At 72.7% G+C, this 12,683-nt stretch carries 8 protein-coding genes; 2 read left to right on the plus strand and 6 right to left on the minus strand.

What is annotated here, in order from left to right:
• Nucleotides 1–4: 4 nt before the first annotated feature.
• From CRP51_RS24560 to CRP51_RS24580, 5 genes are all read right to left on the minus strand, one after another.
• The gene (locus tag CRP51_RS24560) at nt 5–433 is read right to left on the minus strand and encodes a roadblock/LC7 domain-containing protein (protein ID WP_097233519.1); all 429 of its coding nucleotides are present in this window, start codon (nt 431–433) and stop codon (nt 5–7) included.
• The gene (locus CRP51_RS24565; RefSeq protein WP_097233520.1) at nt 430–3,354 is read right to left on the minus strand and encodes a sensor histidine kinase; all 2,925 of its coding nucleotides are present in this window, start codon (nt 3,352–3,354) and stop codon (nt 430–432) included. Before CRP51_RS24565 ends, CRP51_RS24560 begins: the two co-directional genes overlap by 4 nt.
• A 294-nt stretch (nt 3,355–3,648) precedes the next feature.
• Nucleotides 3,649–4,839, minus strand: coding sequence for an NAD(P)/FAD-dependent oxidoreductase (locus CRP51_RS24570; RefSeq protein WP_097233521.1), 1,191 nt, complete (start codon nt 4,837–4,839; stop codon nt 3,649–3,651).
• A 98-nt stretch (nt 4,840–4,937) separates the two neighbouring features.
• Nucleotides 4,938–6,491: an AMP-binding protein gene (locus CRP51_RS24575; RefSeq protein ID WP_097233522.1), complete on the minus strand. Its 1,554-nt coding sequence runs from the start codon at nt 6,489–6,491 to the stop codon at nt 4,938–4,940.
• Nucleotides 6,488–8,482, minus strand: a complete 1,995-nt coding sequence (locus tag CRP51_RS24580) for a type I polyketide synthase (protein ID WP_097233523.1) — start codon at nt 8,480–8,482, stop codon at nt 6,488–6,490. The genes CRP51_RS24575 and CRP51_RS24580 overlap by 4 nt, the downstream gene beginning before the upstream one ends.
• Nucleotides 8,483–9,544: 1,062 nt before the next feature.
• Between CRP51_RS24580 and CRP51_RS24585 the strand changes: the two genes are divergently transcribed.
• A complete protein-coding gene (locus CRP51_RS24585) occupies nt 9,545–10,591 on the plus strand; it encodes a GAF domain-containing protein (protein ID WP_097233524.1) in 1,047 nt (348 codons plus the stop codon).
• A gap of 312 nt (nt 10,592–10,903) precedes the next feature.
• Here CRP51_RS24585 and CRP51_RS29210 read toward each other — a convergent pair whose 3' ends face one another.
• Nucleotides 10,904–11,527 carry a TetR/AcrR family transcriptional regulator gene (locus tag CRP51_RS29210; protein ID WP_212615984.1) on the minus strand — a complete coding sequence of 208 codons (624 nt, stop codon included), beginning with the start codon at nt 11,525–11,527 and terminating at the stop codon, nt 10,904–10,906.
• A 101-nt stretch (nt 11,528–11,628) separates the two neighbouring features.
• Between CRP51_RS29210 and CRP51_RS24595 the strand changes: the two genes are divergently transcribed.
• Entirely contained in the window at nt 11,629–12,624 is a 996-nt protein-coding gene (locus tag CRP51_RS24595) for an NAD(P)-dependent alcohol dehydrogenase (RefSeq protein WP_097233525.1), read from the plus strand.
• Nucleotides 12,625–12,683 lie beyond the last annotated feature (59 nt).

The raw sequence follows: 12,683 nt of genomic DNA on the forward strand, positions 1-12,683 counted from the left end.
CGAATTAGTGCCCCGACGCCGTGGCCGACGGGGTCTCGGTCCGCGGCGCGGCGCTGAGGTACTCGCCGACCTGCTGCACGATGCGGGTCATCTCGTACGCCGCCATTCCCGCGTCGACCTTGTCCGAGGTCAGCACGGCCAGTTGGGCCCGCTGACCGGCGTTGGTCACGAAGAGGAAGGCGTTGTCCATCTCGATCACGGTCTGTCGCACGTGGCCGCCCTGGAACCGCAACGACGCACCGCGCGAGAGGCTCTGGAGACCGGAGGCGACGGCCGAGAGATGCTCGGCGTCGTCCCGGCCCAGCGCCGAGGAACGGGCGAGGGGCAGCCCGTCCTGGGACAGCACGATGGCGTGGTGGACCTCGGGCACGCCGGCCACCAGGTTGTCCAGAAGCCAGCCCAGGTGAGCGCTGGCGTGGGTCTGGTCGGTCATCGCTGTTCCTTCCTCACAGGGTCCGCGTCGGTGTGGTAGCCGGCGGGTCGCTCCTGCGGGTCATGTCCTTCGGCAGAGGGTGCGGGCTGGGGGAACCGGGCGCGTTTGTTACCCGACTGGATGGCGGCCATGGTGGCGCCTGCCTGCCCCGGGGAGAGCGGACGGGCGCGGTCCTCGTCGTCCGCCCCCGGCCGCAGGTGCGCCTCCGCGCGGAGCTGGTCGGCCAACCGCTCGCCCCGGACGCGTACGGGAAGCTTCAACGGCGTCCCCGACCCGGCTCCCGGCCCGGGGGTCGCGTCGATCGTCCTGGGTGCCTCGGTACCGGTGGTGGTGACGTCGGAATGTGCACGTGGCATATCTTCCGCCGAGTCGACGGCCTTGTCGACCGGCACTCCGCTCGGAGCGGTGCCCCGGGTGGGCAGGCCGCTCCCGCTGTGGCCGGGACCGACGCGGGAGGGTGCGGGACCACCGGTCGGGCGGCCCTCGCGGCCACCGGGCGGCGGGGTGGAACGCTCCGCCGCGCCGGCGGGGTGGGACGCGGGGGGAGTCGAGGGTGTGCTGGGCGTGCTGGGCAACAGGCCGGCGCCTCCGTACGCGGGGTATCCGCTGTCGTCGTAGACGGTGGGCGGGTGGGGCAGCGCCTCCGTTTCGACCTCGTGCGGCTCGACCACGGGGGGTGCCGTCGTGTGCTGCGGCGCCACCGCCTGGTCGCCGGCGAAGGCATGGCCCTCGCCGCCGGCCGGGACGTGCACCTCGGAGGCGGGCGGCGCGTCGGAGGAGCCGACGCCGACCAGGTCGGGCTCGGAGCGCTCGCCGCCGAGCGAGGGGGCCGGTTCGAGGCCGCTGCCGATGGTCCGACCGCCGGCCAGCGCGTCGAACTCCGAGGGCTGCGGCGGGGTGAGCACCTGCGTGTTCTCCCACTGGTCCCGCTCGGGCTCGGGCTCGGGCTGGGACTCGGCCGCGGCGCGCGCCGCCTCGCCCATGATCCCGGACAGGATCGAGGAGCCCTCCTCCAGCAGCTCGTTGGGGAGCAGCACCACGGCGAGCGTGCCGCCGTAGGGGGAGGAGCGCAGCACGACCTCCAGGCCGTGGCGCTTGGCGAGCCTGGCGACCACGAAGAGGCCCAGGCGCGGCGCCTCGCCCAGGGTCATCATGTCGAGCTTGGGCGGGTCCGCCAGCAGGTTGTTGAGTCGGGTGTACTCGGCCTCGGACATGCCCAGGCCCCGGTCGATGATCTCGACGGCGAGCCGGCCCCTGGCCACGGTCTGGGCGCTGACCGACACCTTGGTGTCGGGCGGGGAGAACGAGGTGCCGTTCTCGATGAGTTCGGCGAGCAGGTGGACGACGTCGGCGACGGCGCGGCCGGTCAGCGCGACCCGGGGCGCGGGCGGCGCCTCGACGCGGCTGTAGTCCTCGGTCTCGGAGATCGCGCTCCGCATCACCTCGTAGATCGGCACCGGCTCGCCCCAGCGGCGGCCGGGCATGGCGCCGCCGAGGATCAGCAGGTTCTCGGTGTGGCGGCGGACGCGGGTGGCCAGGTGGTCGACGGCGAAGATGTCCTTCAGCAGCCGGGAGTCCTGGTGTTCGCGCTCCAGCTGGTCCAGCTTGGGGATGATCCGGTTGATGAGGATCTGGGTGCGGCGGGCGAGGCCGAGGAAGACGATTTCGGAGCCCTCACGGCCCCTGGCCTGCTGGATGATGGTCTCGATGACCTGCTGCCGCTGGCGCCGCAGCGCCTCGGCGAGCCGGCCGACCTCGTCGTCCCCGTAGGACTCGTCGGCGGGCGGGGCCGGAGGCTCCAACTTCCCGTCGTGGCCCATGCGTTCGACCATCCGCGGCAGCGTGACGTCGGAGACCTCGTCGGCCGATTCCCGCAGCGCGGTGAGCCGGGTGGTGAGCGAACGGGTCGCGCGCAGCGTCAGCAGCACGGCGCCGACGAGTACGGCGAGCGCCAGCACGGTGCCGAGGGCGGCGCCGATCAGCATCCTGGTGGACCGGTCGGAGGCGTCGGAAGCGGCCGACGCGAAGGTGTCGTCGCTGACCGTCCGCAGCTCGGTGCCGACGGCGTCGGCGGCCTCGCGCCAGGTGGTGGCGTCGCCGGGCAGCGCGTTGGCGCCGTCCTGCCCGGGGGCCTCGACGGCGATCAGCTCGGCGAACTGGGCGGTCTCGACGAGGCTTTCGTAGGCGTCGGCCTGTTGCTGCGGCAGGTCGCCGATGTCCAGGGCGGTGCGGGTCTGGCTCTGGAGCGCCAGCGCCTGGGCGTGCGCCTGGCGCACGGCCTCCTGGTCGACGCCCTCCTCGGCGGCCGTGTACAGCAGCGCGTCCTGGCGGGAGAACGCCTCGTCCAGCTCCAGGAGGTCGGTCGCGGCGATGGCCCGGTGGCTCAGCGCGGCGTCGGACATCCGGTGCGCCGCGTCGAGCAGGGCGATGGCCTCGGTGACGGTCTCGGTGAAGGCGCGGTGGGCCTCGGCGCCCGTCAACTCGCCGTCGTCGACGGCGGAACGGCGCTGGTCGAGCTCGCCGAGCGAGCCGTCGAGCCGGCCGGCCCAGCCGCGCACGGTGGAGCTGCCGGACTCCAGCTCGGAACGGGAGCCGCGAAAACGTTCTACGGCCGCGTCCGTGGCGGCGCGGGCCTCGTCCACGGTGTCGAGCGAGGCGGAGTCGTCGTCGGCCAGCCAGGCGGCGGTCGCGCGGCGTTCGCCCTGGAGACAGGCGATCAGTTCACGGGTCGGTTCCCCGACCGATTCGGCGCGGTCCGCGTCGGACCCCAGCGTGAGACTGTCCCCGACGAGAGAACTCCCCGCCCAGCCCCACAGACCGGTGAGCGTGAGCGCGGCGATGAGGACCGGCAGAGCCAGCGATATCCGGAGAGATCTACGCGAAGTCCTGGGATCACTGCGTCGGTCGCGTATGCCTGACATCTGATTCCTCGGGGGCGGCGGAACGATGATAGCGATAGGGGACACCCGTCGCGTGGATGCGTACAATGTCCGGTTGCTACAGTGGAAATGTCGTTTTCGCAGCGTAACGCCACGTCAACTAACGTCCAACCCGGTGCACCGTACCAGGTCACGCCGAACTCGTTCGGCGAAGGGCCGTTGACATCGAACGACACCCATCCGCTGTGTCACGCACCGCACTTGGCTCGACAACAAGCCGGAACCGGAACGCTTCCGCCCGCCCCTCTGCCCTCCCTTCACCTGTCCCGTGAAGCTTCACAACAACGCCATCAACCGGGGAGTGTAGAGCGACTCGGAAGAGCCGACCCCGGCCACCAGGTCGAAGTAGATCGAGGTCAACTCCTCGTCCTGGCGTATCGCGCGCAGCAACGACAGCCGCTCCTCGTGGACTTCCAGCCGCGCCACTCCGAGTGTCGCCTCGAAACCGCTCGTCAGCGTCGCGTCTCGGTCGGCCGCGTAGGCGTCCAGCGCGCTCGCCAGCCGCGCGGGGTCGGCGAGCCCTTCGCCGATGTGCCGCGCCAGGGACTCGGCCTGGAAGAAGGCGTCGCTGATGCCGCGCGCGGTGATCGAGTCCTTGTGGTGGCCGGCGTCCCCGACCAGGGCCCATCCGGGGCCGGTGGCCCGGCGGAAGAAGTTCCGCTGGTCGCCGGTGCCGCGCAACCTCTCCACCTGCCGTTTCCCCGTCAGCCTGGCGAACAGCTCGGGGGCGGTGGACCTGATCTGCTCGGTGTAGGCGGTCTCCGCGTCGCGCCGCACCTCGTCGAAACGCTCCTGCGGGAAGTAGGCGAGCACCAGCGTCGCGCCCGCGTTGGTGGGCACGGCCGCGACCCAGGCGCCGGGCCGCTCGTAGAGTTCGAGACAGGCCGGCACATCCTCCCAGTAGGAGTAGTAGGCGCAGGTCAGCGTGGGTTTCTGGGAGGTGAAGGGGGCGTCGACGAGGGCGGCGACCTTCGAGCGCATCCCGTCGGCGCCGACCACCAGCCGCGCCCGTTCGCGGAACGCCTTCCCCCGGTGCGTGCCGGCCACCCCGACCACCCGGCCGTCCTCGTCGCGCAGCAGGTCGGTGACCGTGCAGCGGCCGCGGAACTCGACGCCGGCCTCGACGGCGCCCTCCAGCAGGATCGGGTCGAGCAGGAAACGCCGGGGCGCGTAGCCCGCGCGCTGCCCCTCGACGCCACGTCCGCCGCCGGTCAGCCGCACGTCGCCGACCTGGTACGTCACCCGGCCCAGCGGCGGGCAACCGGAATCCACCACGCGCCCCAGCAGCCCCCAGCGCGCCAGCGCCGCCACCCCCGGCTGGTGGATGAGATGCGTGGAAAGCGTGTCGGACGGGAATTCCGCCCGGTCAAGCAGGAGCACCCGGTATCCGGCCCTGGCGAGCAGCATCGCCGTCGGCGAACCGGCGCAGCGCGCGCCGACCACGATGGCGTCGAACGCATCGGACATGTGTGAGCCTCACTGACAGTCGGCTATTGCGGCCGGGGCGGCCAATTCTCGTTCTTTCGGAACGGTTTCCGGCCGGTGCGCCGGCGCGGTGACCGCTTTCAGGAATGACCGGATTCGAAGGTCCCGACCAGCGCGCGGCGATCGATTTTTCCGTTGGCATTCAACGGCAGGTTGTCAAGCACGGTGATGCGACGCGGGATCATATAGGGCGGCAGGCGATCCCCGAGTGCCGAATACAGCGGTTCCGGGTCGGCTTCGCCGCCGCTGACGGCCGCCGCCAGTTCCTTCTCGCCGTCCGGCCCGGTCACCGCCACGACCGCCGCGTCCCGCACTCCCTCCTGCTCGCGCAACAGCGCCTCGATCTCGCCCGGTTCGATCCGGTAGCCGCGGATCTTCACCTGCTGGTCGACCCGGCCGAGATGGACCAGCAGCCCGTCCTGGCGGCCGACCCGGTCCCCGGTGCGGTACCAGTGGGCGTCCGTCAGCGGCTCGTCGCCGGTGTAGGGGTGCACCGTTCCACCCGCGTCAACCGAGAGAAAGCGCCCGACGTTGTTGGCCGGGTCGAGATAGCCGGGGAAGCGCTGCGGGCCCCGCACGCACAACTCGCCGTCGTCGGTGGGGGCGCCGTCCTCGTCCAGGAGGAGGAACTCCAACTCCTCGTAGCCGGCGCCGAGCGGCCCGGTGCCGTTGGCCGTGCTCGGCCAGTCGGCCGGGTCGGCGGGCAGCCGGTACTCGGTGCAGGAGACCGTCACCTCGCTCGGCCCGTAGAGGATCTCCAGCGTGCTGTTCGGCGCGGCGGCGGCCCAGGCGCGGGCGCCGGCCAGCGGCAGCGGCTCGCCGCCGAAGACGCTCCAGCGCAGCGTCGGCATCGCCCCCGGCTTGAGGGTGCCGAGCTGCGCGGCGAACGACACCAGCGAGGGCACGGAGAACCAGTGGGTCAGCTCGCTGCCGGCGATGAACTTCACCGGCGACAGCAGCTGGGTGCGCTTCGGCACCACCAGCGTCGCGCCGGAGCCCCAGGCGACGAAGAGGTCGTAGACCGAGCCGTCGAAGGTCAGCTCGAACGTGCCGGACATCCGGCTGCCGGGACCGGCCTCGGCGCGCGGCACCACGTGGTCGAGATAGGAGGTCACGTTGGCGTGGCTGATCGGCACGCCCTTGGGCACGCCGGTGGAGCCCGAGGTGAAGACCAGGTAGGCGATGTCGCGTGCGGTCGCGGCGTTCGGCGGGGCGGTGGGGTCGCCCTCGGCGAGGGCGCGCAGCTCGTCGGCGTCGAAGGCGAGGGTGACGACGCCCGGCGTGGCGTCGGCGGACGCCGGGTCGGCGACGACCAGTTCGACGCCGGCCGCGGCGGAGACCGCCGTGTTGCGGGCCGGCGGCGCCTCCGGGTTGAGCGGCACCAGGGTGGCGCCGACCCGGAGGGCCGCCAGGTAGCCGACATAGGCGGCGACCGAGCGGGCGGCCGTCAGGCCGACGGCGCCCGGCGGCCGGCCGCCGTTGACCGCCAGCATCCGCACGGCGAGCCCCTCGACCAGCCGGCGCAGCTCCCCGTAGCTGAGCCGCTCGGGGCCCACCTCAAGCGCCGGTTGGTCGGGGTGCCGCTCCGCCGAGTCGGCGAACCAGTCCCAGAGCGTCACACGCCCACTGTTCATGCTGCCTGGGCCTCCAGCACGTGCAGCCAGTTGCGGAAGTCGCCCACGGTGCGCAGCCCCGCCAGCTCCTCGGCCTCCACCTCGTAGCCGTGGTCGGAGGCCAGCCGCAGGATGATCCGCACCCGGGCGAGGGAGTCGATGCCCATGTCGGCCAGGAGCGAGCCGTCGGAGTAGTCGGCCGAGGTGCTCCTGGCGTGCTCGCGCAGCACCGTCGTGGCGAGGTCGGAGCCGGCGGCCGGGACCTCGGCCGTCCGCTCGCCCGGCCAGTAGCGGCGGGTCTGCCAGGGGTAGGTGGGCAGCGGAACGTAGAGGTGGTCGGGGCCGAAGACGCTCTCCCAGCGCACGTCGTGGCCGCGCCGGTACTGCTCGGCCGCGGCGGCCAGCGGCAGCGAGGCGACCTCGGGGTCGGCGATCCGGCCCGGGTCGGTCAGCGCGCGCACCATCGCCTCGTGGCTGCCGGCCATCACGGCCACCCGGAACGGGTGGTGCTCGCGCCGGGTCGCCGCGCTGAAGCAGATGTCGCCGAGCGCGAACTCCGCGCCCCGGCCGCCGGGCGACAGGTAGTCGACGTAGGAACGCACCAGGTCCTGGAGCGCGGGGATGGAACGGGCCGAGAGCGTCAGCAGGCAGACCTCCTCGTCACCGCCGGGGTTTCGGGGGTCGGCGTGCCGGGAGGTGAGCGTCTCGCCCTGACGCACCACCACGTGGGCGTTGAGCGCCGACGATCCCTGACCGCTGACACCGGCGATGGCGGGGCGGCCCGCCGTGGGAAGGTCCTGAAGCCGGGTGGCGAGGGCCAGCGGCAGACGGTCCCAGGCGACGGTGGGGTTGAGGCGGGCGACGTTGAGGCTCGGCGGCACCTGGCCGTGTTCCAGCGCCAGCACCGTCTTGATGAGCCCGGCGATGCCGCCGGCGGCCTCGGCGTGGCCGATGTTGCTCTTCACCGAGCCCACCAGGCAGGGGCGTTCCGCGGGGCGGCCCTCGCCCAGCACCTCGCCGAGGGCGGTGAGTTCGAGGGGGTCGAGGGTCGGGGACCCGGCGCCGTGCGCCTCGACGAAGTCCACGTCCGCCGGGCATATGCCGGCGTCCTCGTAGGCCCAACGCAGCACGTCGCGCTGGCCGTCGAGCGAGGGCGTCAGCACGGAGTCGCTGGTCTGGCCGTCGTTGCCGAGGGCGCTGCCGGCGATCACCGCGCGGACCCGGTCGCCGTCGGCTATCGCCTGCCGCAGCGGCTTGAGCACCACCACGCCGACCGCGTCACTGGGCGCGAAGCCGTCGGCGTCGGCGGAGCCGAACTTCACCCGGCCGTCGCTGGAGAGCGAGCCGGCCTGCGTCATCAGCACGCCCTCGTCCGGGCGGAGCAGCAGGTTGACGCCGGCGACGATCGCCAGCCTGGTCTCGCCGGCGCGCAGGCTCAGCACGGCGGAGTGCACGGCGGTCAGCGAGGAGGAGCAGGCCGTGTCGTAGACGACGCTCGGCCCGCGCAGGTCGAACTCGTGCGAGACGCGGGCGGCCAGCAGCGAGCGGTAGTTGTGGAACGCGGCGGGGGTGACCGCGGTGAGGCCGCGCCGGTACTGCTCCTCCAGGAAGTCGGAGCGGGCGGCGCCGACATAGACGCCGGTGCGGGTGCCGGCGAGGTCGCGGGGGAGCTGCCCCGCGTCCTCCAGCGCCTCCCAGGTCGCCATGAGCAGCAGGCGCTGCTGGGGGTCGAGTTCGGTGGCCTCCGCGGCGGAGATCCCGAAGAACTCGGCGTCGAAGTCGGCCATGCCGCGCACGTATCCGGCCCGCCGGGCGCCGACGGTGCCGGGCGTCGCGTGCGGGGAGTAGAGGGCGTCCACGTCGTACCGGTCGGCGGGGGTGTCGCTGGTCGCGTCCAGGCCGGCGCGCAGCACCTCCCAGAGTTGGTCGGGGTCATCGGCGCCAGGGAGCCGGCAGGCTGTGCCGATCACCGCGACCGCGCGTTCCTCGACCTCCGCTGTCGAACTCTTCACCAGTCAACTCCTTCGTTTCTCTGACGTCCCTGCGGTGGTGCGGTGTTCGTTGCGTGGTGCTCGGGTGGTGCGGGGGTGCCTGACGGTGGCGCTTCGCGGAGCGGGCGCCTACTCCCCGTAGAGAAGCTGGGTGTTGTCCTGCCTGTCCGTAGTTGTTCGCTCGCGGGTCGTTCCGCTGCCTGGCCGAACTTGTGCGGGGCCGGACTCGTCGTCCGCCCCCGTGCCCCTATCGGTAGGCCACCCCCGTGGTCAGGGGAGTGGTATCGCGCCAACTCCGATACGGGTTCTTCGCTCGTCTGTGGTCAGCCCCGCTCTTCTGGGTGTCTGGTGCCTCGGTCATATGCCTTACGACAGGGCATGGTGCCGTCCGCGAGCGGGAAACGCCATCCATGACGAGGGATCAGGCCGCCCCCAATTCGGAGCAACCTTGCCCGGGGGTCCGACGGCAACGGGCACGCGGTTCCGGACAGTCCGGTGCGTGTGGAGCGAATCGGGCGCGATACCCGCCCGACCTGCCGGAAATGGCCGGACTTGGACCTCGGCGGTACCGGCGTGGAGGCTTGCTCTCGGCTGTCTCATGACCTCGTGACTGACGAAGTGACGCGGGCGACGGACACGGCAGACGCACCCTACGCGAAAGTAGGCGATCAACTCACTGTTCTTAACCGGCTCTTTACGGTGATGGCACGCACTTGTTCGTTCAGATTCCGGTACACAAGTGACCAGTCGGGGCGTCCCCTGCCTCACCGGACACACCCGCCCTGCGGGGTACCCGCCGGCAGTGACCGCGACACGTTGCCACCCGAAGTCATCGATCCCATCGGAAGATTGTCGTACGACCTAGGGAGTTCCGCCCGTTTCTGATCGGGAATGACGGGAACTGAGCGCGCGAGGATTGAGGAGGTCCGGATCTGGACAAGCTGAGGGGTTGCCCTGTCTTCGGCGGCGTGAGCGAACGGTGAGACAGGGGAGCAAGGTGTGACGAGCGCCGCGTGACAAAAGGAGCCCCAACTCCCCCGGCGGGGCGGCGCACCGGGGTTCGGTTCTGGTTTCATGTGGGCCATGAAGCCCCTGACACCCGATCAAGCCCCCAACGAGGGTGAGCAGCGCAGGCGGCGGTTGCAGCTTCTCGGTCTGAACGACTCCGAGCCCGAGGCAAAGTTTGACCGCATCGCCCGGCTGGCCGGCAGTCTCGCGCAGGCACCCCTTGCCATGGTCAATTTCATCAGCGACGAGCGCCAGATGTTCCGTGGTATGTACACGCCCCCGGTCGCGGCCGAGGAGAACGCCGGCCTGGAGAGCGACGGCCGGGGCATAGCCTTCGACCTCAACAACATCCCCGAGATAGCCCGCGAGGCGCCGGTCGACTACGGGTTCTGCCCCCATGTCGTGGCGCAGGGCTCCCAGTTGGCCCTGGACGACGTCTTCGACTACCCCAGGTTCAAGGGCAACCCGCTGGTCAACGAGATGGGCGTGCGCGCCTACCTCGGCACCCCGCTGCTCGACCACACCGGGCAGATCCTCGGCACCGTCTGCGTCGCCGACATGCGTCCCCGCCAGTGGGACTCCCGCCACATGGAGGGGATGCAGAACCTCGCCGAGACCCTGCTCTCCGAGTTCCAGCTGCGGGACAGCCTGCTGACCCAGCAGCAGGAGATGTTCGCCGTCTTCGACGGCGCGCCGTTCCCGATCATGCTGACCCAGGGTCCGAACCACCTGCTGCGCTACGCCAACGCCAAGCAGGGCGCCTCGTTCGGGCGGGTCCAGCAGCTGAGCGCGGGGCGGGAGTCGCTGCCCGGTCTCGACGCCGTGGGCGTCTTCGCGACCATGGACCGGGCGTACCACACCGGCCAGACGGCCAGCCTGGCCGAGGCCAGGATCGCCTCCTACGACGCGACGACACCGCAGAACTTCACCTTCACCTGCACCCCCGTGCGGCTCTCGCCCAAGGCACCGGTGAGCGGGGTGCTCACCGTCGCGGTGAACATCACGCACCAGTCGCCGGCGCAGAGCGAGGCCCAGCAGATGGCGGCCGAGTTCACCTCCCAGGTGGAACGGCTCGGTTCCGGGGGCGTCCCCGGCTGGTCGCAGGCCCGCCCGGCGATCTGAACGGTCGGGGGCCCCTTCCGGCCGTCCCGGCGGCCGGAAGGGGGACGGAGAGGGGCTACTTTCGGCCATTCCTTGGTGATTGACCGTGACGGTTACCGCGCCATCCGGTCGGCGCGGTGACCGTTTCCCCACCTCTGCGGAGATCTCTCCCCATCCCCCACCCGTTCCGTGCCCCGCCGCGCACGCCCCATGGAGACAGAACGCCCCCTTCTGTCCGCACCCCCGCAGCCGACGCGCCGTCGGAGCCGACGAGAACCGGCCGATTCCGCGCCGCCCCCGCCTGACCGGAAACACCGCCCCCGGCGGGACGGTTCACGCCGGTGACCCCGCCCTGGGCGGCTGCGCGCGCAGCGCCAACAGCGCGAGTTCGGCGTACCGGCGGGAGGCCGGCCACGGATCGCGGCCGGCGGCGGCCACCACCCCGGCGTGCCCCAGCGCCAGCAGGCACAGATCCCCCCGGTCGACGGAACGGCGTACCACCCCCGCCACGCGGGCCCGCGCCAGGATCGCGTCCAGCCGCCCCAACTCCTCGGCCAGCCCCTTGGTACGCCCCGCCTCGACCTCCGCCAGCGCGCGGGCGGTGAAATTCCGGTCCCGCAGTTGCGTCGCGCACAGCAGCAGCACCGTCTCGCGCACGGCCTCCCACGGGTCAGGGTATGCCTCCAGCCGTCGCAACGCCCCGTGGCACTCGGCCCGTTGGTCGGCGCACGCCGCTTCCACCAGGTCCTCGCGCGTGGGGAACCTGCGGTACAGCGTCGCCACGCCCACCCCGGCGCGGCGGGCGACCCGGCTGACCGGGGCGCGTTCGCCGGACTCCGCGAAGACGGCGCGGGCCGCCGCGACGATCCGCTCCCGGTTCCGCTCGGCGTCGGCACGCAGCCGGTGCTCCCCGGCGTCGGCGCGCGGTCGGGCGGGGGGCGGCTGAGAAGGTTCCATGCCGGTTCCTCTCACTTACCCGTCGACCCCGCCGGCCCGCGGCGCGCCGACATTACCTTCGGCCAGCGTAAGCCGCCGCCGTCCCGCCAGGAGGTCCCGCCGTGCTCGCCGCCCGCTACCACCGTCACGGTCCGCCCGACGTCCTGCGGGTGGAGGAGGTGCCCGACCCGGAACCCGCCGCCGGGCAGGTGCGGGTGCGGGTCCACGCCACCAGCGTCAACGGCGGCGACCTGCACGCACGTGCCGGTCGGCTGCGGTGGATGTCGCGGCGTCGGCCCCCGTTCGGCACCGGGCTCGACGTCTCGGGGGAGGTCGAACGCCTCGGCCCCGGGGTCAACGATGTCGTCGTGGGACAGCGGGTGTGGGGGCTGCTGCCGCGCGCCTCGGTCTTCGCGCCGGTCGGCGCGGCCGCCGAGGCGGTGGTGGTCGACGCGGCACGGCTGGGTCCCAGGCCCGAGGGGCTCGACCCGGTCGAGGCGGCGGCGCTGCCCGGCGTGGGGGCGACCGCCGTCAGCGCGCTGCTGACCCGGGGACGGCTGCGCGCCGGACAACGGTTGCTGGTGCGGGGCGGCGCGGGCGGGGTGGGCAGCGCGGCGGTGGTGCTCGGCCACGCGCTGGGCGCGCATGTCACCGCGCTGGCCGGGGAGTCGACGCTGGCGGCGGTGCGCGCGCTCGGCGCGGACGAGGTGGTGGACTACCGCGCGGCGCGCCCCGCGGAACTGGGGCGTTTCGACGTGATCCTGGACACGGCCGGCGCCCCGGGACTGCCGGCCTGGCGCCGCCGGCTGCGCCCGCGCGGCCGGATGGTCGCGATCGCGCCGACGCATCCGCGCACCGCCCTGGCCATCGCCTTCTCGGTCGTGCACGGGTCCGGGCGGATGCGCTTCTTCAGCGGCGACATCCGCCGCCCCGACCTGGACGCGCTGGCCGCCCATGTGACGCGCGGCGAGTTGCGACCGGTGGTGGCGTCGACCCACCCGCTGACCGAAGTGGCGGACGCCCACCGGGCGTTGGAACGGGGCGGCGGCGTCGGCAAGCGGGTCGTCCGCACGGGGACGGCGACGGGCCCGGGCGCCCCGGGCGCGTTGCCGGCCTGACCCCGCGCGGGGCGTCCGTGCCCGGCCGCGGACGACAACGCACCAGGACGGCCCGGGTG

It is taken from the genome of Streptomyces zhaozhouensis (assembly GCF_900230195.1).
Lineage (GTDB): Bacteria > Actinomycetota > Actinomycetes > Streptomycetales > Streptomycetaceae > Streptomyces > Streptomyces zhaozhouensis.

What these genes read in the sequence shown, in the direction of transcription:
- CRP51_RS24560 (WP_097233519.1), bottom strand. Translation starts at nt 433, where the DNA reads ATGACCGACCAGACCCACGCCAGCGCTCACCTGGGCTGGCTTCTGGAC.
- CRP51_RS24565 (WP_097233520.1), bottom strand. Translation starts at nt 3,354, where the DNA reads ATGTCAGGCATACGCGACCGACGCAGTGATCCCAGGACTTCGCGTAGA.
- CRP51_RS24570 (WP_097233521.1), bottom strand. Translation starts at nt 4,839, where the DNA reads ATGTCCGATGCGTTCGACGCCATCGTGGTCGGCGCGCGCTGCGCCGGT.
- CRP51_RS24575 (WP_097233522.1), bottom strand. Translation starts at nt 6,491, where the DNA reads ATGAACAGTGGGCGTGTGACGCTCTGGGACTGGTTCGCCGACTCGGCG.
- CRP51_RS24585 (WP_097233524.1), top strand. Translation starts at nt 9,545, where the DNA reads ATGAAGCCCCTGACACCCGATCAAGCCCCCAACGAGGGTGAGCAGCGC.
- CRP51_RS29210 (WP_212615984.1), bottom strand. Translation starts at nt 11,527, where the DNA reads ATGGAACCTTCTCAGCCGCCCCCCGCCCGACCGCGCGCCGACGCCGGG.